Source organism: Citrobacter sp. KTE30 (assembly GCF_000398825.1).
Classification (GTDB): domain Bacteria; phylum Pseudomonadota; class Gammaproteobacteria; order Enterobacterales; family Enterobacteriaceae; genus Citrobacter; species Citrobacter freundii.
The window spans coordinates 2,652,301-2,672,543 of sequence record NZ_KB976055.1 but is presented as its reverse complement, the minus strand read 5'-3'; the positions used below and the strand labels follow the sequence as shown (position 1 = coordinate 2,672,543).

The following is a 20,243-nucleotide window of genomic DNA, read 5'->3' as shown; positions in this document are numbered from 1 at the left end:
CTGAATTTATGTACGCAATTACTGTAATTCTGTGGTGTGATGCCGCTCTCTTATGGAGAATCAATTTCCCGCTACAAATACTCTCAGCACTGGCATTGATCTTATCAATAAAAGGTAATGCCTTGTTTTACGTCCGAATTACAAAAAATCGTCTGATTTTACCCTACATAAAAGAACGTTAAAGCTGGAGTTAACCATGCACAAATTCACTAAAGCGCTTGCTGCCATCGGTCTGGCGGCCATTATGTCACAATCCGCTATCGCTGAATCCATGAAGCTCGGTTTCCTGGTCAAACAGCCGGAAGAACCGTGGTTCCAGACTGAATGGAAATTTGCCGATAAAGCCGGTAAAGACCTTGGTTTTGAGGTGATTAAAATTGCCGTCCCGGATGGTGAGAAAACCCTTAACGCCATCGACAGCCTGGCTGCAAGTGGAGCAAAAGGGTTTGTTATTTGTACGCCAGACCCAAAACTGGGGCCAGCCATTATGGCTAAGGCGCGTGGCTACGATATGAAAGTCATTGCCGTCGATGACCAGTTTGCCAACGCCAAAGGTAAGCCGATGGATACCGTACCGCTGGTGATGATGGCGGCAACCAAAATTGGTGAGCGCCAGGGCCAGGAGCTGTACAAGGAGATGCAAAAACGCGGTTGGGATGTGAAATCCACCGCCGTAATGGCCATTACCGCCAACGAACTGGATACCGCACGTCGTCGTACTTCTGGTTCAATGGAAGCGCTTAAAGCCGCAGGCTTCCCGGAAAAACAGATTTACCAGGTCCCAACAAAATCGAATGACATCCCCGGCGCATTCGACGCCGCTAACTCCATGCTGGTTCAGCATCCTGAAGTCAAACACTGGCTGATTGTCGGCATGAACGACAACACCGTGCTGGGCGGCGTACGTGCAACCGAAGGGCAGGGCTTCAAAGCGCCAAACGTGATTGGTATCGGGATTAACGGCGTTGACGCGGTTAGCGAACTGTCTAAAGGCGAAGCGACCGGGTTCTACGGTTCACTGCTGCCAAGCCCGGACGTTCACGGCTACAAGTCCAGTGAAATGCTCTACAACTGGGTAACGAAAGGTGCAGAGCCACCGGCATTCACTGAAGTGACGGATGTGGTGCTGATTACCCGCGATAACTTCAAAGAAGAGCTGGCGAAGAAAGGCTTAGGCGGTAAGTAACACAAATGCCGGATGTGACGTCAACGCGTCTTATCCGGCCTACGAATTGCGTCCTCAGAAGGCCGGATGAGGCAAAGCCCCCTCCGGCATAAAGATCTGACTCACGGAGACGTTATGCAACAGTCTACCCCGTATCTCTCATTTCGCGGCATTGGCAAAACGTTCCCCGGCGTTAAGGCGCTGACGGATATCAGTTTCGACTGCTATGCCGGACAGGTGCATGCGCTGATGGGCGAAAATGGCGCCGGGAAATCAACACTCTTAAAAATTCTCAGCGGTAACTATGCGCCAACGACGGGATCATTGACGATCCGCGGACAAGAAGTTTCCTTCGCGGATACCACTGCCGCGCTCAGCGCCGGCGTCGCCATTATTTATCAGGAACTGCATCTCGTCCCGGAAATGACCGTTGCCGAGAATATTTATTTAGGGCAGTTACCGCACAAAGGCGGGATTGTGAACCGCTCGCTGCTGAACTATGAAGCAGCAATCCAGCTGAAGCATCTGGGCATGGATATCGATCCCGATACCCCATTGAAATACCTCTCCATTGGTCAGTGGCAGATGGTGGAGATTGCAAAAGCGCTGGCGCGAAACGCCAAAATTATTGCGTTTGATGAACCGACCAGTTCCCTGTCAGCACGTGAGATTGAGAATCTGTTTCGTGTCATCCGTGAGCTGCGCAACGAAGGACGCATCATTCTGTACGTTTCGCACCGTATGGAGGAGATTTTTGCTCTCAGCGATGCCATCACTGTGTTTAAGGATGGTCATTACGTCAAAACGTTCACGGATATGCAGCAGGTCGATCACGACGCGCTGGTGCAGGCGATGGTCGGGCGCGACCTCGGGGATATCTATGGCTGGAAATCCAGACCGTATGGCGCAGAGCGTCTGCGGTTGCATGAGGTAAAAGCCCCGGGCGTGCGTACACCAATCAGTTTATCCGTGCGAAGCGGTGAAATTGTCGGGCTGTTTGGCCTGGTGGGGGCCGGACGTAGCGAATTAATGAAAGGACTGTTCGGTGGTACGCGTATCACGGCGGGCCAGGTATTTATTGATGAACAGCCTATCGATATCCGTAAACCAAGCCATGCCATTGAAGCAGGGATGATGCTGTGCCCGGAGGATCGCAAAGCCGAAGGGATCATTCCGGTCCATTCAGTGCGCAACAACATCAACATTAGTGCACGACGTAAGCATGTTCTGGGGGGATGCGTGATCAACAACGGCTGGGAAGAGACCAATGCCGATCACCATATTCGTTCACTCAACATCAAAACACCGGGTGCAGAGCAACTGATCATGAATCTCTCCGGCGGTAATCAACAGAAGGCTATCCTCGGTCGTTGGTTATCGGAAGAGATGAAGGTGATTTTGTTGGATGAGCCTACACGCGGCATTGATGTAGGCGCCAAGCATGAAATTTACAACGTGATTTATGCCCTCGCAGCGCGCGGTGTGGCCGTATTGTTTGCTTCCAGTGACCTGCCAGAAGTGCTCGGTGTCGCCGATCGTATTGTGGTGATGAGAGAAGGCGAAATTGCCGGTGAGTTACTTCATGAACAGGCGGATGAGCGCCAGGCGTTGAGCCTTGCTATGCCTAAAGTCAGCCAGGCTGTAGCCTGAATAAGGAGAGTATGATGTCTTCCGTTTCTACATCGGGTTCTGGCGCAGCGAAGTCGGCGCTAAATCTGGGCCGCATTTGGGATCAATACGGTATGCTGGTGGTGTTCGCCGTGCTGTTCCTCGTTTGTTCCCTGTTTGTGCCAAACTTTGCCACCTTCATCAATATGAAGGGACTGGGGCTGGCAGTATCGATGTCGGGTATGGTCGCGTGTGGGATGCTGTTTTGTCTGGCATCCGGTGATTTCGACCTGTCTGTCGCATCTGTGATTGCTTGTGCTGGTGTTACCACTGCCGTAGTCATTAACATGACTGAAAGTTTGTGGATTGGCGTGGCTGCCGGACTTCTGCTCGGTATTCTGTGTGGCCTGGTGAATGGGTTCGTGATTGCGCGGTTAAAAATTAACGCCCTGATCACTACTCTTGCGACGATGCAGATTGTACGTGGTCTGGCTTATATTATCTCCGACGGTAAGGCAGTCGGGATTGAAGACGAGCGTTTCTTTACACTCGGTTATGCTAACTGGTTTGGTCTGCCTGCGCCTATCTGGATCACTGTCGTTTGTTTCATTGTCTTTGGTTTACTGCTGAACAAAACCACGTTTGGTCGTAATACGCTGGCCATTGGGGGCAATGAAGAGGCGGCGCGCCTGGCAGGGGTTCCGGTTGTTCGTACCAAGATTATTATCTTTATTCTTTCCGGTCTGGTATCCGCCATTGCCGGGATTATCCTCGCATCGCGTATGACCAGCGGCCAACCAATGACCTCAATCGGTTATGAGTTGATCGTGATTTCAGCCTGCGTGTTAGGGGGCGTTTCGCTTAAAGGTGGCATCGGAAAAATCTCATATGTGGTGGCCGGGGTGTTGATCCTGGGTACGGTTGAGAATGCGATGAATCTGCTGAATATCTCTCCGTTCGCGCAGTATGTGGTACGTGGCCTCATCCTGCTGGCGGCGGTGATCTTCGACCGTTACAAGCAAAAAGCGAAGCGTACCGTTTGATGATTTAAACCCTAACTTTTTAGTCTAGCTTCTGCCCATCGCCAGCCGCTACCCGGCTGGCGATTGTTTTTCCAAATGGCGAGCATGGTCACACTGTCTATACTTATATCCGTCATACATCATCTATACGCCGCGATCCGCGTGGCGTTCTGACCATGATGAGGAGGATAACCGGGTGACAGCATCACTGATCTTACCCCCTGAACAATCTGTAAACTGTGCTTACTTTTTTGATCTCGATGGGACACTTGCTGAGATTAAACCCTTTCCCGACCAGGTCGTTGTCCCTAAGGCAATCCTGCAATGTTTACAACAGTTAGCGACGCATAATGCGGATGCGCTGGCATTGATTTCAGGGCGCTCAATGGTTGAGCTTGACGCACTCACTACTCCGTTTCGTTTTCCGCTTGCCGGAGTGCATGGGGCAGAACGCCGTGACATCAATGGTCAAACGCACATAGTACACCTGCCTGAAGGTATCGAGCGTGAAGCTGGGGCTTTATTACACGCAGCGTTAGTGACGTTACCGGGGACAACGCTGGAAACCAAAGGCATGGCTTTCGCGTTGCACTATCGCCAGGCACCCGAACACGAAGCTGCGCTGATTACCCTGGCTGAACGCATCACGCGCAGATGGCCGCAGCTTGCTCTGCAGCACGGAAAATGTGTCGTGGAAATAAAGCCTAAGGGCAGCAATAAAGGCGACGCGATAGCTGCATTTATGCAGGAAGCGCCTTTTGCTGGCCGGATCCCTGTGTTTTTCGGTGATGATCTGACAGATGAAACAGGATTTGCTGTGGTTAACCGCGCTGGCGGTATTTCCGTGAAGGTGGGGATCGGGCCGACGCAGGCGACATGGCGTCTGGATGGCGTCAGGGATGTCTGGCGCTGGTTGGAGCAAATTAACTCTTCGCAGCAAGAATCGAAAGCAACGAATAACAGAAGAGGTGGCTATGAGTCGTTTAGTCGTAGTATCTAATCGTATCGCCTCACCAGATGACAAAGGGAGCGCGGGTGGGCTCGCGGTCGGTGTACTGGGTGCGTTAAAAGCTGCTGGTGGTCTGTGGTTTGGCTGGAGTGGTGATACAGGTAATGAGGATAAACCGTTAAAAAAAGTCACGCGTGGCAATATCACCTGGGCCTCGTTTAATTTGAGTGAGCAAGATTACGAAGAGTATTACTGCCAGTTTTCAAATGCGGTTTTATGGCCCGCATTTCACTATCGACTGGATTTAGTTCAGTTTCAGCGCTCTGCCTGGGAAGGCTACCAACGGGTTAATGCCTTACTGGTAGATAAACTTCTGCCGCTGCTTGGCGATGACGACATCATCTGGATTCATGATTACCATCTATTGCCGTTTGCCTGCGAGTTACGTAAGCGCGGTGTGAATAACCGCATCGGTTTTTTCCTGCATATTCCTTTTCCGACGCCGGAAATTTTTAATGCGCTCCCTCCACATCTGGCGCTACTTGAGCAAATGTGTGATTTTGATTTGCTTGGTTTCCAGACTGAAAACGATCGCCAGGCTTTTCTGGACTGTCTCGCAGCCCAGACTCGGGTGTCCACGCATAAAGATAAGCAGCATCTGGCATGGGGAAAAGCGTTTCGCACTCAGGTCTATCCCATCGGTATCGAACCTGATGAGATTGCACGACAGGCGTCCGGACCGCTGCCGCCAAAACTGGCGCAGCTAAAAGCGGAGCTTAAAAATGTGCAGAATATTTTCTCCGTGGAGCGTCTGGATTACTCCAAAGGCTTGCCGGAGCGCTTTCAGGCCTACGAGGCCTTACTGGAACATTATCCGCAGCACCACGGTAAAATTCGCTATACGCAGATAGCGCCGACCTCGCGTGAAGAGGTGCAGGCCTATCAGGATATTCGCCACCAACTGGAAACAGAAGCAGGGCGAATCAACGGCAAATATGGGCAACTGGGCTGGACGCCGCTTTACTATCTGAACCAGTATTTTGATCGTAAATTGCTGATGAAGATCTTCCGCTACTCTGACGTAGGATTGGTGACCCCGTTGCGCGATGGTATGAACCTGGTGGCGAAAGAGTTTGTGGCCGCACAGGATCCTGCTAACCCTGGCGTGCTGGTTTTATCGCAATTTGCCGGGGCGGCGAATGAGCTAACCTCTGCGCTTATTGTTAATCCTTATGACCGGGATGAAGTGGCAAGCGCATTAAACCAGGCGCTGACGATGCCACTTACCGAACGCATTTCGCGCCACGCTGAAATGCTTGAGACTATCGTTAAAAACGATATCGACAACTGGCAGGCGACGTTCATTAGTGATCTTAAAGCAGTCACGCCGCGTCGGAGTCAATGCCAACTGCCAGACAATATTTCATCCTGTTCTAAACTCGCATGAAGTCCTGGCGCTGTGTATTAATCTCCGGCTAGCGGAACCAGAAGAACGTCCACCTGGCTGGTATGAATGACGCTTTTCGCGGAACAGGAAGCGCGTGAAAAAAAACTGTGGTTATGGTTGCCGTAAATGACCAGATCAATGGCGTATTTGCGGCATACATCCAGGATATGTTCATTCAGAGCCCCATAGGTAATAAAGGTATGCTCAATGGGGTATTCTGCTTCTTTGCTAAGTTTGTCGATAAAATCCTGAGTTTCTTCCTGCATGACTTCACGCAGGTCTTCCAGCATGGGGGCAGCAAACTGGTTATAAAGTTCGGGGTCTGAGACCAGTGTAATCAGGCTAATTCGGGCGTTGACAGGGCGAGCGATAGAAACCGCCTTGTCTAACAACTGCTGACTTTCAGGGGTGGCGGCAACAGCAACAAGAATGTGCGAATAGCTCATAACTCGCTCCTTTTTTTCAAGAATTATGAGAGGGCTTTTCAGCTTTACTCAGCTTACTCCATACTGCAACGTTTCCTTCCTTCATAGTGTGAATGTCATCATGATTATTCATTAATTATTCTTATAAATAGAATAATCGATTCATATTGGTTGCAGATATGTTCAGGTAACTTAAGTAAAACCCACGGCTAATGAAAACAATGTGTTAATAAAAAATAAACATACATTAACATTTGCAAGGTCGTCACATCGCGGTATTAATTAATCGCTCTAAATATTTAAGTCATTGTTTATAAAGTATTTAATTAAAAAAGTTTTTTGAGTTAAATATGTGATCCAGCTCGCTATTTCATGGCGTGATATTAACGGTCGTGAACATAATACTATTCGCTTTTATTGCAAGAATATTCGTACATCAGGAATCGAAATGGATAATGGAAGGTCAAGAAATAAACAAAGTAAAAGCCACGCTGATGGATTTATGTTAAGTGTTTGGCTGGTTTATGTGATCTTGATCACATATTCTTTAAATTCGCAGCATAGCTCCGTTGTATGTGTAACTGACGGCGGGTAGAGTTGCGTCGAATTAGGAAAAATCTTAGACATTTGTAAGAATTGATGTGAGCTTGTAAGGGACGCTGCCTTCTTAAAAGGGAATGTTTAGACGACGCGTAAGTGTCGTTACGTTGCTATGTATTTGACCTTTTGCTTTTTTTTACCGGGCCTTCCCGGCGACATCACGGGGTGCGGTTTTACCGCATGAAAACAATGTTGGTTATTATGGATGCAAATAATGCATACATCCGAGTTGCTGAAACACATTTATGACATCAATTTGTCATATTTATTGCTTGCACAGCGTTTGATCGTTCAGGACAAAGCATCTGCGATGTTTCGCCTTGGTATCAGCGAGGAAATGGCGGACACGTTGGCAACATTAACACTTCCTCAAATGGTCAAACTGGCCGAAACAAACCAACTGGTATGTCATTTCCGTTTCGACGATCACCAGACTGTTACTCGCCTGACGCAAGACTCCCGCGTTGACGATCTTCAGCAAATTCATACTGGTATCATGCTTTCAACACGCCTGTTAAGCGACATCGATGATGCAGCACGTAAGAAAAGGGCTTGATGATGAGCGAAAAAAGCATTGTTCAGGAAGCGCGTGATATCCAGTTGGCAATGGAATTAATCACATTGGGCGCCCGTTTGCAAATGCTGGAAAGCGAAACGCAATTAAGCCGTGGTCGATTAATCAAGCTGTACAAAGAATTACGCGGTAGTCCTCCGCCAAAAGGGATGCTCCCGTTTTCCACCGACTGGTTTATGACGTGGGAACAAAATATTCATGCGTCGATGTTTTGCAATGCATGGCAATTCCTGCTCAAAACGGGTCTCTGTAGCGGCGTGGATGCCGTAATTAAGGCGTATCGGTTATATCTTGAGCAGTGTCCGCAGCCTGAAGAAGGGCCATTGCTGGCGTTAACTCGCGCGTGGACGCTGGTGCGATTTGTCGACAGCGGATTGCTGGAGTTGTCCCAATGCAATTGCTGCGGTGGGAATTTTATCACCCATGCACACCAACCCGCAGGCAGCTTTGCCTGTAGTTTATGCCAGCCGCCATCAAGGGCCGTAAAAAGACGTAAACTTTCCCAGAATGCTGCCGATATTATTCCACAACTGCTGGATGAACAGATCGAACAGGCTGTTTAACTGATACGGTGTGGATGAACACTCCAGCAGCGGTAAGCGATTACCGCTGCTTTTTTTTGTCCTGACCTTACGTTAATTGCCCGACTGCGCATCCTGTCATAGTCAATTGCGAAAGGATGATGTCGTGCTTATCTTATTAGGTTACCTGGTTGTTATTGGTACAGTTTTCGGCGGTTACATGATGACCGGCGGACACCTTGGGGCACTCTATCAACCGGCTGAGCTGGTGATTATCGGTGGCGCGGGTATTGGGGCATTCATCGTCGGCAATAATGGGAAAGCCATCAAAGGGACGATGAAAGCGATCCCGTTGCTTTTCCGTCGTTCGAAATACACCAAAGCGATGTATATGGATCTGCTGGCGCTCCTGTATCGCCTGATGGCCAAGTCACGTCAACAGGGCATGTTCTCGCTTGAGCGCGACATCGAAAACCCAAAAGAAAGTGAAATCTTCGCTAGCTATCCGCGCATTCTTGCCGATGCCGTAATGCTTGATTTTATTGTCGATTATCTACGCCTGATTATCAGCGGCAATATGAATACGTTTGAAATTGAAGCGCTGATGGACGAAGAAATTGAGACTCATGAGAGTGAGGCCGAAGTTCCGGCGAATAGTCTGGCGATGGTCGGCGACTCACTGCCGGCATTCGGGATCGTCGCGGCCGTTATGGGTGTTGTGCATGCACTGGCTTCTGCCGATCGCCCGGCAGCAGAGCTGGGGGCGTTGATTGCGCATGCGATGGTGGGAACATTCCTCGGTATTTTGCTGGCCTATGGATTTATTTCTCCGCTTGCCAGCGTTCTGCGCCAGAAAAGCGCTGAAACAACCAAAATGATGCAGTGCGTGAAGATAACGCTGCTCTCCAATCTGAATGGCTACGCGCCGCCGATTGCCGTTGAATTCGGTCGTAAGACTCTGTACTCCAGCGAACGTCCTTCGTTTATCGAACTGGAAGAACATGTTCGTGCGGTGAGAAATCCAACTGCGCAACAGACGACCGAGGACGCATGAAAAATCAGGCCCATCCCATTATCGTTGTAAAGCGACGCAAACATAAGAATCACGGTGGTGGGGCGCATGGCTCGTGGAAAATCGCCTACGCCGATTTTATGACCGCGATGATGGCCTTCTTTCTGGTGATGTGGCTCATTTCTATATCCAGCCCTAAAGAATTGATCCAGATTGCCGAATATTTCCGTACACCGCTGGCCACCGCGGTGACCGGGGGAAATCGTATTTCGAATAGCCAAAGCCCGATTCCAGGCGGCGGGGATGATTACACCCAGCAGCAGGGTGAGGTGAACAAGCAGCCGAATATTGATGACCTGAGAAAACGTATGGAACAGAGCCGCTTGAGCAAACTTCGTGGCGATCTCGATCAACTGATTGAATCCGATCCCAAACTGCGAGCGCTGCGTCCGCATTTAAAGATTGATTTAGTTCAGGAAGGGCTGCGGATACAGATTATCGACAGTCAGAATCGCCCAATGTTTAAGACCGGTAGTGCTGAAGTTGAGCCGTACATGCGCGATATCCTGCGCGCGATTGCACCAGTGCTCAACGGGATCCCTAACCGGATCAGCCTTTCCGGTCACACGGATGATTACCCTTACGCGAATGGTGAGAAAGGGTACAGCAACTGGGAATTGTCTGCCGATCGCGCAAATGCATCGCGTCGCGAGCTGGTTAGCGGCGGTCTGGATGATGGAAAAGTATTACGTGTGGTAGGTATGGCCGCCACGATGCGTCTGAGCGATCGCGGTCCTGAAGACGCTATCAACCGCCGTATTAGCCTGCTGGTTCTCAATAAGCAGGCAGAAGAGGCCATTTTGCATGAAAACGCTGAAAGCCAGAATGAGCCGGTAAGTGTCTTACAACGGCCAGCGGAACTCCCGCCGGTAAGCGTTCCCACATCGCCACCAGCCAATCCGAGGTGATAGCGTGAGCATGGATATTAGCGATTTTTATCAGACATTTTTTGATGAAGCTGACGAACTGTTGGCAGATATGGAGCAACACCTTCTTGATTTGGTTCCTGAAGCCCCGGACTCCGAACAGCTGAATGCCATTTTTCGTGCAGCGCACTCAATTAAAGGCGGGGCGGGCACCTTTGGCTTTACCATTTTGCAGGAAACGACCCATCTGATGGAAAACCTGCTGGATGAAGCGCGGCGTGGCGAGATGCAGCTCAATGCCGACATTATCAACCTGTTTTTGGAAACGAAAGATATTATGCAGGAACAGCTCGACGCCTATAAAAGCTCAGTGGAGCCTGATGCCGACAGTTTTGAGTACATTTGCCAGGCGTTACGGCAGTTAGCGCTCGAAGCGAAAGGTGAAACCGCACCGTCAGTTGTCAACTCAGCAAAACTGAGCGTTGTTGATAGCACCGCGATGCAGGAAGAGGCGGTTGCAAAGCCTGAACTCGCCAGTGAAGAGAGTAAAAAACGCATTACTCTCTCGCGTCTGAAAGCCAGCGAAGTGGATTTGCTGGAAGAGGAACTGGGGAATCTGGCGACCTTAACCGATGTGGTAAAAGGAAGCGACACGCTGTCAGCTACGCTTGATGGCAACCTCGCAGAAGATGACATCATTGCAGTACTCTGCTTTGTCATTGAAGCTGACCAAATTGAATTCGAAACCGTCAGCGCAGCGCCCGCGACCGTTGAAACTGAAGAGGTAGCCGTTGTCGCGAAGCCGCAGCCGGTTGTCGTTGCGCCAGCGGTGAAAGCCGCCGCCAGTGAAGCGCCACATGGGCGCGCGGAGCGTGAAAAACCAGTCCGCGCCAGCGAGTCGACCAGCATCCGCGTAGCGGTTGAGAAGGTCGATCAGCTCATTAACCTGGTCGGTGAGTTGGTGATCACCCAGTCGATGCTGGCCCAGCGATCTAACGAACTGGATCCCGTCAATCATGGCGATCTCATCACCAGCATGGGTCAGTTACAACGTAACGCCCGCGATTTGCAAGAGTCGGTGATGTCGATTCGTATGATGCCAATGGAGTATGTGTTCAGTCGTTTCCCTCGTTTGGTGCGCGATCTGGCCGGTAAGCTGGGTAAACAGGTCGAGCTGACGCAGGTAGGTAGCTCAACCGAACTCGATAAGAGCCTGATTGAACGCATCATCGATCCGTTGACGCACCTGGTGCGTAACAGCCTCGACCATGGTATCGAACTGCCGGAAAAACGCCTTGAATCCGGCAAAAGCCCAATCGGCAATCTGACGCTTTCCGCGGAGCACCAGGGTGGGAATATTTGTATTGAAGTGACCGATGATGGCGCTGGCCTGAACCGCGAACGTATCCTGGCCAAAGCTATCTCCCAGGGCATGCCGATCCACGAAAATATGAGCGATGACGAAGTGGGTATGTTGATCTTCGCTCCAGGCTTTTCGACCGCCGAACAGGTGACGGATGTCTCTGGACGCGGCGTGGGTATGGATGTGGTGAAGCGAAATATCCAGGAGATGGGCGGCCATGTTGAGATCCAGTCCAAACAGGGACAGGGGACCACTATTCGCATTCTGCTGCCGCTGACGCTGGCGATCCTCGATGGGATGTCCGTGCGTGTGGCGGATGAGGTCTTCATTCTGCCACTAAATGCCGTTATGGAATCGCTGCAACCGCGCGAAGAAGATCTCCATCCGTTGGCCGGAGGCGAACGCGTTTTGGAAGTGCGTGGCGAATATTTACCGCTGGTTGAGTTGTGGAAAGTCTTTGAGGTTGAAGGCGCTAAAACTGAAGCGACTCAGGGCATTGTGGTTATTTTACAAAGTGCAGGGCGTCGCTATGCGCTGCTGGTCGATCAGTTAATTGGCCAACACCAGGTAGTGGTCAAAAACCTGGAAAGCAACTACCGCAAAGTGCCAGGTATTTCTGCAGCAACGATCCTCGGCGACGGCAGCGTCGCGCTGATTGTCGATGTCTCTGCATTGCAGGGATTAAACCGCGAACAACGTGTGGCGATCACAGCCGCCTGATTGAGTGAGAAGGGAATAATATGACCGGTATGAGTAATGTAACTAAACTGGCCGGCGAACCGTCAGGTCAGGAATTCCTCGTGTTTACACTGGGGGATGAAGAGTACGGTATCGATATCCTGAAAGTGCAGGAAATCCGTGGTTATGATCAGGTGACGCGCATCGCTAACACGCCTGCGTTTATCAAAGGCGTCACGAACCTGCGCGGTGTGATTGTGCCTATCGTCGACCTGCGCGTGAAATTTAGCCAGAGTGATGTGGATTACAACGAAAACACCGTGGTGATTGTGCTGAACCTGGGTCAGCGGGTGGTTGGGATTGTGGTGGATGGCGTTTCGGATGTGCTGTCTCTGACAACGGATCAAATCCGTCCGGCACCGGAGTTTGCGGTCACGCTGTCGACGGAATATTTGACGGGATTGGGTGCGCTGGGTGACCGGATGCTGATCCTGGTCAACATTGAGAAGCTGCTGAACAGCGAAGAAATGGCGCTGCTGGATATTGCCGCATCGCATATGGCATAAAGGTAGTCAATATTATCATTCTCTGTAATATTTAGCTGGCAGTTATTAAACGCCCTCCACAATATGGAGGGCGTTTTGCTTTTAATTTTGTGTGTAGGGAAGCCAAGTAATAATGGTTGTTTTATTTTAGTTTTGAATGTTTATTGTTATTTCATTTGCTTGGTTTATTTGTATTTTTTTTCTTTAATTAAAACTGGCAAGTCCTTATAGTATCTATTGTTTGCTGGCGCATATAATATAATCTACAAGTGCAATATATAAATTATTAATTGGTTGAAATAATTTATATTGTTCATGAATATATAATGAATTTGTGCCTCCTGATTTTTCTATTGGCGTAGAGGGAACTAAATATGAATGCTATATATAATATAGTCTGGAGTACGGCGCGTAATATGTTTGTGGTTGCTGGTGAGTTTTCCCGCGGTAATAATGGACTGCGTAATAGCATCAAAATAACAGGCCTGGCAACATTAATAAGTACTGCTGCTGTTAATGCTGCAGAGTTAGGCCCACAAAACGGTGCATCAATTATTTTGAGTGATAATGAAGTCGTTACGGCTAGTGGACAAACAAATACCACGGGTGTTGAGAGCATCACGACCGGCGGTGATGGCTTACAGATTGAAGGAAAAGCAACTATCAACGTATCTGGTGAAACTCTGTCTACCGGGGTTTCACTGGATAATGGCACCAAAAATGATTTAGGCACGAATACCGAAGTTCATGTCGCCGATACGGATGGCACACAAAATTCAAGTAAAAATACTACCGGAATTTTGATTTCAGCTAATAACCCGGGTACAGAGGTAAAAGCATCTGGTATTAATATCGACGTTTCGGGTAAAAATAATGTTTATGGATTTAAAAATATAGGGAAAGACAGTAACGTCGATCTTGGTAGTGGAAGTTCTATTACAGCCATAACCGAAACTGATTATAGTATTAGTGGGATAGGTGATGCCCGCGGTGTTTATTTATTAGGCGGGAGTGGTACTTTCACCATGGATAATGGTTTTATCCATGCTACGAGTAAAGACAACACCGCTTGGGGGATTCAAAGCACGGGTAATGCTAAAATTGATTTAGGTAAAAATAGCCAGGTGGTTGTAGAGGGCAATAATATTGTAACCGGTATTGAGATAGGTACTGATGGTGTATTAGATGCCGATCAACTCACTATCACTGCAACAGGACTGGCAACAGATTATGGTTCTGTGACAGGTTTAAAGTTGGGTAAAAATAATCATGTTGATTTGGGAAATAACAGCAGAGTAACTATCAATGGCACCTCCGATCTTGCTGAAGGTATCTCGGTTATGGGTCCTGATGCTACGTTAATCGCCAATAATATGGATATTAATATCAGTACGACTCTGGACTGCCGCACAGGAGGGTGTACCACGCGTGGTATCGCTATTAATGAGGCCGGATCACGCATTGATTTGGGCAGCGGATCGACCATCTCAATCACCGGGTTCTATGATGGGGCTGGAGTAACGATAAACCCCGCGGCAAAAGGTTCTGAATTTATTGCTGATAATCTAACGATTGATGTAACAGGGTCTCAGGTAAATGCAATATCAATGAACACAGGTTTTATGGATTTAGGCCAAAACAGCATCATAAGCGCAGCCGGAGAGGCGACGACTCTCTGGGTGACGGGGGGCGAATTCCACGCGGATGCACTTATCGTCAATACCGCCCAGTCTGTGGGCATCATTGCGCAGGGGGGCGATGTGATGATTGGTGCAGGCAGCGTTGTTGACGGCAGAAGTTCAGCCAGGTCGGGCTCTGCGACCAGCGGTATCGCTGCGGCCTCCGGGAGTACTCTTGATTTTAAAGGGGATGCCGACAATCGAAATGTTATTTACGCGATCGATGGTTACGGCGTGTCATCCCAGTTCTACGGCGCAACGGTTAATATCGCGAATACCGATATTATCATGAGTGGGCAAAATAACCCTTACGGGCTTTGGGCGATAGGAAGTAATAATTTAAACCGTCCGGGAATAATTAATGGTGAAAACCTGACCATTGATGTGACAGCGAGTGGGGAAAATGGTTATGGCGCGGTGGTTCAGCAGGGCGGGGCAATATCGCTGATCGGTAACACCACCATTAAAACCCAGGATGGTGTCGCTATTTTTGTTCCGGTTGTTACCGACAGTGCGGGAAATCTCTTACCCGGCGGGACCGTGACTGGTTCAGGTGTAATGGATATTACGGGCAATATCATTAGCGCGGGCGAAGGCAGTATTTCACTGGATATGGCGTCTGGTTCGCGGTTTGTGGGGGAAACGTTTGTTAACACCGAGCCAACGGTAGACTCTTCGCTGAATCTCTCACTGGCTGAACAGACGCAATGGACAATTACCGGTGATTCTTCTTTAACTCAATTAAATAATGCCGGAGATATTGTATTTGATACTCCTTCACATAACGGACAGTTCAAGACGCTGACGATTAATGGAAATTATCATGGTGATAACAGTAATCTTTATCTGAACACGCAGTTAGGGGATGACAATTCACCGACGGATAAAGTGATTATCACAGGTGATACTTCCGGTAGCACGACGCTCTATGTCAATAATATCGGGGGAGAAGGGGCGTTAACAACGAAAGGTATTCAAGTGATTGATGTCGGCGGTCAGTCTGATGGCGTTTTTACTCAGGGTAATCAGGTGCAGACAGGTTTGTATGAATACCGATTGTATGAAGATGGCGGTGACTGGTATTTGCGTTCGCAGGCTGTCCCGCCGATAGACCCGGATGATGGCGACGATGTTACACCGGTAGACCCGGATGATGGCGACGATGTTACACCGGTAGACCCGGATGATGGCGATGATGTTACGCCGGTAGACCCGGATGATGGCGATGATGTTACGCCGGTATACCCGGACGATGGCGGTGATGTCACGCCGGTATACCCGGACGATGGTGGTGATATTAAACCGGTAGAACCGCAATATCGGGCTGATATTGGCGCTTATCTGGGCAACCAGTGGATGGCGCGTAATCTGCAAATGCAGACCCTTTATGATCGCGAAGGGAGTCAATTACGTACAGGTGACGGCGGTATGTGGCTGCGCTTTAAAGCGGGTGAAGCGTCGTCAACAGCTGCAGACGGTCATGTGGATATTGACAACACTTATTCGCAACTGCAAATCGGTGGTGATGTGCTTAGCTGGGATAATGGCGAGCAGAGCCTGAAGGCGGGGCTGATGGTGAGTTATATTCACGCCGACACGGACAGTACGGGTAACCGTGGTGCAGATGGGAGCCGGTTCTCTGCCAGTGGTAACGTAGCCGGTTATAATCTTGGCGCTTATGCCACCTGGTTTGCGGATGCGAAAAATCACAGCGGCCTGTACGTGGACAGTTGGTACCAGTACGGGCTCTACAATAACAGCGTCGATAACGGCGATGTCGGGTCAACAGATTATGATTCGGCGGCGAGCGCGGTCTCTCTGGAAACGGGCTATCGGTACGACATCATACTTGCAAACTATAATGTCGTCAGCCTGACGCCGCAGGCTCAGACGACATGGCAGCAATTTAAAGCGGATGCTGTCGCACAGAATGGAACGCGTATTGATGGACAAAACGGGGACAGCTGGACCACGCGCCTCGGACTGCGGGTAGATGGCAAGCTGCACAAGAATACGACGTCGGTGATCCAGCCGTTTGCAGAGGTGAACTGGTTACACACCAGTGATGATGTTGGCGTAGCATTTGATGGTGCTGAGGTGAAGCAGGATCTTCCGGCAGATCGCGCCGAGGTGAAAGTGGGTATCCAGGCGAATTTGAATAGCCAGTGGAGTATCACTGGACAAGTGGCGGGTCAAAAAGGACGTAATGACTATGGCGATCTCAGCGGTAGTTTGCTCGTACGTTATAGCTGGTAATTGATGTAAATTATCATCCAGGTATTGTTGAAATACCCCAGTCTATGGCTGGGGTAATCTTTGTTGATTTGCTGCTCTTGTTTACTTAGCTTGCTCTTGTCTTAAAAAAGCTAAGCCTTAATTTGTTCTGTGATGTTTTCTGAAGACTTGCTTTCTTCCAGTAAACCTTCATCCTGCGCCAGCATCGCCGTTGCAATCCCGTTACCTAATACGTTGATTGCTGAACGTCCCATATCCAGGAAGTGGTCAATACCCATCAGTAGCAGAATTCCGGCAACCGGAATATTGAAGCTCGGGATGGTTGCCGCCAGCACCACCAGTGCTGAACGTGGCACACCGGCAATTCCTTTGGACGCCAGCATCAGCGTCAGCATCAGGACGGTGATTTCTGCGAAAGAGAGGTGAATATTATAGGCCTGCGCGATAAACATGGAGGCAAATGAACAATAGACCATGGAACCGACCAGGTTGAACGAATAACCGATAGGCAGCACGAATGACACGATGTTGGGTGAGCAGCCAAATTTGGTTAATTGCTCCAGCGTTTTCGGATAAGCGGCCTCAGAGCTGCTGGTGGTGAATGCCACCAGAACCGGGTCTTTCAGCATGCTCACCAGGCGAAAGACCTCTTTTTTCAGCATGACATAACCCACCGCCAACAGAACCAGGCAGGTCAGCAAAATCGCCACATAGTAGCCGCCGATAAACGATGCATAGTTAAGCAGGATCCCCAGACCCTGGGTAGAGATTACGGAAGAGATGGCGGCAAAAATTGCCAGCGGCGCGACGTACATCACGTAGCCGGTCACTTTCAGCATAATGTGGGAAACCACATCCAGCGCGGCAACCAGCGGAGCGTTAAATTTCTCTCCGAGCGATGCTCCACCAATACCGAAAAACATTGAGAACACCACGATTTGCAGGATCTCATTGTTAGCCATTGCCTCGGCTATGCTGGTTGGAATGGTATGTGTCAGAAAACCTTTCAGGCTCATGCCGCCTACGGCCAGACCGGTGTCGGTGGCTTCCAGCGGGATCGTAAGGTTTAACCCGCTCCCGGGTTGCTCAAGGGAAACCACAAACAGACCGACCAGAATAGACAATACAGAAGAGCTGATAAACCAGACCATCGCTTTGCCGCCCACGCGACCGATGGTGGACGTTTCCCCCAGGCGCATAATACCAACGGTCAGGGTGCTGAATACTAAAGGCGCAATCACCATTTTAATCAGACGTAAAAAGATGTCGGTGAGAAGCGTAATATTATCGGCCCAGGCGGTCACAACGCCGGGGGAGGCATAAGAGTGGATCACCGCACCCGACAGGATCCCCGCCAGCATGAAGATCACGATAAACAACGTGAGTTTGTTTGCATTTGCCACTAAAAAGCCCTCAGTAAGGATTTAACATTTATTGATCGGTTACTCATTTTTTATACTTATTAAGTGGTAACGAAGTATTCATCATATAAATTGGATTAAAGCGTAAACGGATACAACTTTTTTTAATTTTTTATCCATTTTGTTGTGGTATTTACGATGCGTATGTGTGATCCAAATCACACAAAAAAGTGTATTTCAGCCAATCAGGCCGTGCTCACTGATGAGTATGAATGTTATTTGCATGATAATTATGGTGTTTTTATGTGAATAATTTGTGGTTGCTGCACACCCGTTTTACCTTCCCCTCGCCAGGCTTCACATCCCTTCAGGATTTCCTTTTTGCAAACGTAAAGTTATCTCTGCCACTGCCGATAACGTTGGTAACTCGTTTTCAGGAAGGTGCCTTATGTTTAACCGTATCCGCGTTGTCACAATGCTGATGATGGTGCTGGGGGTTTTCGCACTGCTACAGCTTGTTTCCGGTGGTCTGTTGTTTTCTTCATTGCAGCAGAATCAGCAAAGTTTTGTTATTTCTAACGATCTTCGACAGCAGCAAAGTGAACTCACCTCAACATGGGATCTGATGCTGCAAACACGAATCAATTTAAGCCGTTCTTCTGCGCGCATGATGATGGATGCGTCTAACCAGCAAAGCAGTGCCAAAAACGATCTGCTGAAGAATGCGAAAGCATCGCTGGCGCAAGCTGAAACGCATTACGCAAAATTTAAAAACATCACACCGTTGCCGGAAATGGCAGAAGCCAGCGGCAACGTTGAGGAAAAATATCAGCAGTACCATGCGGCCTTGGCAGAACTGGTTCAGTTTCTGGAAAGCGGCAATATGGACGCCTACTTTGCGCAGCCTACGCAGGGAATGCAAAACGCACTCGGCGAGGCGCTGGGCAAGTACGCCAGCGTTAGCGAAAAGCTTTACGTTCAGGCATTTGATCAAAGCGCGCGGGATTACCATTTCGCCCAATGGCAGCTTGGCGTGCTGGCCGTGGTGCTGGTGCTGATTCTGGTGGTGGTCTGGTACGGCATCCGTCATACCCTGCTTAATCCTCTGTCCCGTGTTATTGCCCATATTCGGGAAATCGCCAGCGGTAACCTGACCGCAACTCTTGCCGTTAGTGGTCGTAACGAAATCGGCGAGCTGGCCAGTACGGTTGATCATATGCAGCGCTCGCTGACGGAAACCGTCACTCTGGTGCGTGAAGGCTCTGATGCGATTTATTCCGGTACCAGCGAAATTGCCAGCGGAAACACGGACCTCTCATCTCGTACGGAACAGCAGGCGTCTGCGCTGGAAGAGACTGCAGCCAGCATGGAACAACTGACCGCAACCGTGAAGCAAAACGCGGACAACGCGCGTCAGGCCTCACAACTGGCGAAAAGCGCCTCGGACACCGCGCAGCATGGCGGCAAAGTGGTCGATAGCGTGGTGAACACCATGCACGAAATTGCCGATAGCTCGAAGAAAATTGCCGACATTATTAGCGTCATCGATGGCATTGCCTTTCAGACCAACATTCTCGCACTGAACGCGGCGGTTGAAGCTGCCCGCGCCGGTGAGCAAGGCCGCGGCTTTGCCGTGGTGGCGGGCGAAGTGCGTAATCTGGCAAGCCGCAGTGCGCAGGCGGCGAAAGAGATTAAAGCGTTGATTGAAGATTCCGTTTCCCGGGTTGATACCGGTTCTGTACTGGTAGAAAGCGCTGGGGAAACGATGAACGACATCGTCAATGCCGTGACGCGGGTGACCGATATCATGGGTGAGATTGCCTCGGCCTCCGACGAGCAAAGCCGGGGGATTGATCAGGTTGCGCTCGCGGTCTCTGAAATGGATCGCGTTACGCAGCAGAACGCCTCTTTGGTACAGGAATCGGCTGCCGCAGCGGCCGCTCTTGAAGAACAGGCCAGTCGCCTGACGCAGTCGGTATCGACTTTCCGTCTTGCATCACGTCCGGCCTCGACAAAACCACGCGATACACGATTACCTGCAGCGCCGAGCGCATCCTATCCGCGCCAGAGCATTGAACAAGATACGAATTGGGAAACATTTTGACTGACAGTTAAACCGCGGCCAGTGCCGCC

General features: G+C 49.8%; 15 protein-coding genes. 13 read left to right on the top strand and 2 right to left on the bottom strand.

Features of this window, described 5'->3' with window-relative positions:
* The first annotated feature begins 196 nt into the window (after positions 1-196).
* From WC1_RS10280 to otsA, 5 genes are all read left to right on the top strand, one after another.
* The gene (locus tag WC1_RS10280) at positions 197-1,186 is read left to right on the top strand and encodes an arabinose ABC transporter substrate-binding protein (protein ID WP_003034602.1); all 990 of its coding nucleotides are present in this window, start codon (positions 197-199) and stop codon (positions 1,184-1,186) included.
* Positions 1,187-1,300: 114 nt separating this feature from the next.
* A complete protein-coding gene (araG, locus tag WC1_RS10285; protein ID WP_016150536.1) occupies positions 1,301-2,815 on the top strand; it encodes an arabinose ABC transporter ATP-binding protein AraG in 1,515 nt (504 codons plus the stop codon).
* Positions 2,816-2,829: 14 nt separating this feature from the next.
* On the top strand, positions 2,830-3,816 hold the full coding sequence (gene araH / locus WC1_RS10290; protein WP_003034609.1) for an L-arabinose ABC transporter permease AraH: 987 nt from the start codon (positions 2,830-2,832) through the stop codon (positions 3,814-3,816).
* 175 nt (positions 3,817-3,991) lie between these two features.
* Positions 3,992-4,795, top strand: a complete 804-nt coding sequence (gene otsB, locus WC1_RS10295) for a trehalose-phosphatase (RefSeq protein WP_016150535.1) — start codon at positions 3,992-3,994, stop codon at positions 4,793-4,795.
* Entirely contained in the window at positions 4,770-6,191 is a 1,422-nt protein-coding gene (otsA, locus tag WC1_RS10300) for an alpha,alpha-trehalose-phosphate synthase (RefSeq protein ID WP_003844177.1), read from the top strand. The genes otsB and otsA overlap by 26 nt, the downstream gene beginning before the upstream one ends.
* 17 nt (positions 6,192-6,208) lie before the next feature.
* On the opposite strand, the gene uspC is transcribed toward otsA, so the two are convergent.
* Positions 6,209-6,637, bottom strand: a complete 429-nt coding sequence (gene uspC, locus WC1_RS10305) for a universal stress protein UspC (protein ID WP_003034619.1) — start codon at positions 6,635-6,637, stop codon at positions 6,209-6,211.
* Between the two features lie 793 nt (positions 6,638-7,430).
* Between uspC and flhD the strand changes: the two genes are divergently transcribed.
* The 7 genes from flhD to WC1_RS10340 all read left to right on the top strand — a co-directional run bounded on the left by flhD (position 7,431) and on the right by WC1_RS10340 (position 16,770).
* Positions 7,431-7,772 (top strand): flagellar transcriptional regulator FlhD, encoded by a 342-nt coding sequence (flhD, locus tag WC1_RS10310; RefSeq protein ID WP_003034622.1) that lies wholly within the window; start codon positions 7,431-7,433, stop codon positions 7,770-7,772.
* On the top strand, positions 7,769-8,353 hold the full coding sequence (gene flhC, locus WC1_RS10315; protein ID WP_008785071.1) for a flagellar transcriptional regulator FlhC: 585 nt from the start codon (positions 7,769-7,771) through the stop codon (positions 8,351-8,353). The genes flhD and flhC overlap by 4 nt, the downstream gene beginning before the upstream one ends.
* A gap of 124 nt (positions 8,354-8,477) precedes the next feature.
* Positions 8,478-9,365 (top strand): flagellar motor stator protein MotA, encoded by an 888-nt coding sequence (gene motA, locus WC1_RS10320; protein WP_003034628.1) that lies wholly within the window; start codon positions 8,478-8,480, stop codon positions 9,363-9,365.
* Entirely contained in the window at positions 9,362-10,291 is a 930-nt protein-coding gene (gene motB, locus WC1_RS10325) for a flagellar motor protein MotB (RefSeq protein ID WP_003034631.1), read from the top strand. The genes motA and motB overlap by 4 nt, the downstream gene beginning before the upstream one ends.
* A 4-nt stretch (positions 10,292-10,295) precedes the next feature.
* Positions 10,296-12,332, top strand: coding sequence for a chemotaxis protein CheA (cheA, locus tag WC1_RS10330; RefSeq protein WP_016150534.1), 2,037 nt, complete (start codon positions 10,296-10,298; stop codon positions 12,330-12,332).
* Between the two features lie 20 nt (positions 12,333-12,352).
* Complete coding sequence (gene cheW / locus WC1_RS10335) at positions 12,353-12,856, top strand: chemotaxis protein CheW (protein ID WP_003839146.1); 504 nt, start codon at positions 12,353-12,355, stop codon at positions 12,854-12,856.
* A 353-nt stretch (positions 12,857-13,209) separates the two neighbouring features.
* Positions 13,210-16,770 carry an autotransporter outer membrane beta-barrel domain-containing protein gene (locus WC1_RS10340; RefSeq protein WP_016150533.1) on the top strand — a complete coding sequence of 1,187 codons (3,561 nt, stop codon included), beginning with the start codon at positions 13,210-13,212 and terminating at the stop codon, positions 16,768-16,770.
* Between the two features lie 110 nt (positions 16,771-16,880).
* Here the strand turns inward: WC1_RS10340 and WC1_RS10345 are convergent, their stop codons facing one another.
* The gene (locus WC1_RS10345) at positions 16,881-18,152 is read right to left on the bottom strand and encodes a dicarboxylate/amino acid:cation symporter (protein WP_016150532.1); all 1,272 of its coding nucleotides are present in this window, start codon (positions 18,150-18,152) and stop codon (positions 16,881-16,883) included.
* Between the two features lie 406 nt (positions 18,153-18,558).
* On the opposite strand from WC1_RS10345, the gene tar reads away from it, so the two are divergent.
* Positions 18,559-20,214 carry a methyl-accepting chemotaxis protein II gene (tar, locus tag WC1_RS10350; RefSeq protein ID WP_003833879.1) on the top strand — a complete coding sequence of 552 codons (1,656 nt, stop codon included), beginning with the start codon at positions 18,559-18,561 and terminating at the stop codon, positions 20,212-20,214.
* Positions 20,215-20,243: the final 29 nt, after the last annotated feature.

What these genes read in the sequence shown, in the direction of transcription:
- motB (WP_003034631.1), top strand. Translation starts at nt 9,362, where the DNA reads ATGAAAAATCAGGCCCATCCCATTATCGTTGTAAAGCGACGCAAACAT.
- araH (WP_003034609.1), top strand. Translation starts at nt 2,830, where the DNA reads ATGTCTTCCGTTTCTACATCGGGTTCTGGCGCAGCGAAGTCGGCGCTA.
- WC1_RS10280 (WP_003034602.1), top strand. Translation starts at nt 197, where the DNA reads ATGCACAAATTCACTAAAGCGCTTGCTGCCATCGGTCTGGCGGCCATT.
- flhD (WP_003034622.1), top strand. Translation starts at nt 7,431, where the DNA reads ATGCATACATCCGAGTTGCTGAAACACATTTATGACATCAATTTGTCA.
- tar (WP_003833879.1), top strand. Translation starts at nt 18,559, where the DNA reads ATGTTTAACCGTATCCGCGTTGTCACAATGCTGATGATGGTGCTGGGG.
- otsA (WP_003844177.1), top strand. Translation starts at nt 4,770, where the DNA reads ATGAGTCGTTTAGTCGTAGTATCTAATCGTATCGCCTCACCAGATGAC.
- araG (WP_016150536.1), top strand. Translation starts at nt 1,301, where the DNA reads ATGCAACAGTCTACCCCGTATCTCTCATTTCGCGGCATTGGCAAAACG.
- cheW (WP_003839146.1), top strand. Translation starts at nt 12,353, where the DNA reads ATGACCGGTATGAGTAATGTAACTAAACTGGCCGGCGAACCGTCAGGT.
- uspC (WP_003034619.1), bottom strand. Translation starts at nt 6,637, where the DNA reads ATGAGCTATTCGCACATTCTTGTTGCTGTTGCCGCCACCCCTGAAAGT.
- WC1_RS10340 (WP_016150533.1), top strand. Translation starts at nt 13,210, where the DNA reads ATGAATGCTATATATAATATAGTCTGGAGTACGGCGCGTAATATGTTT.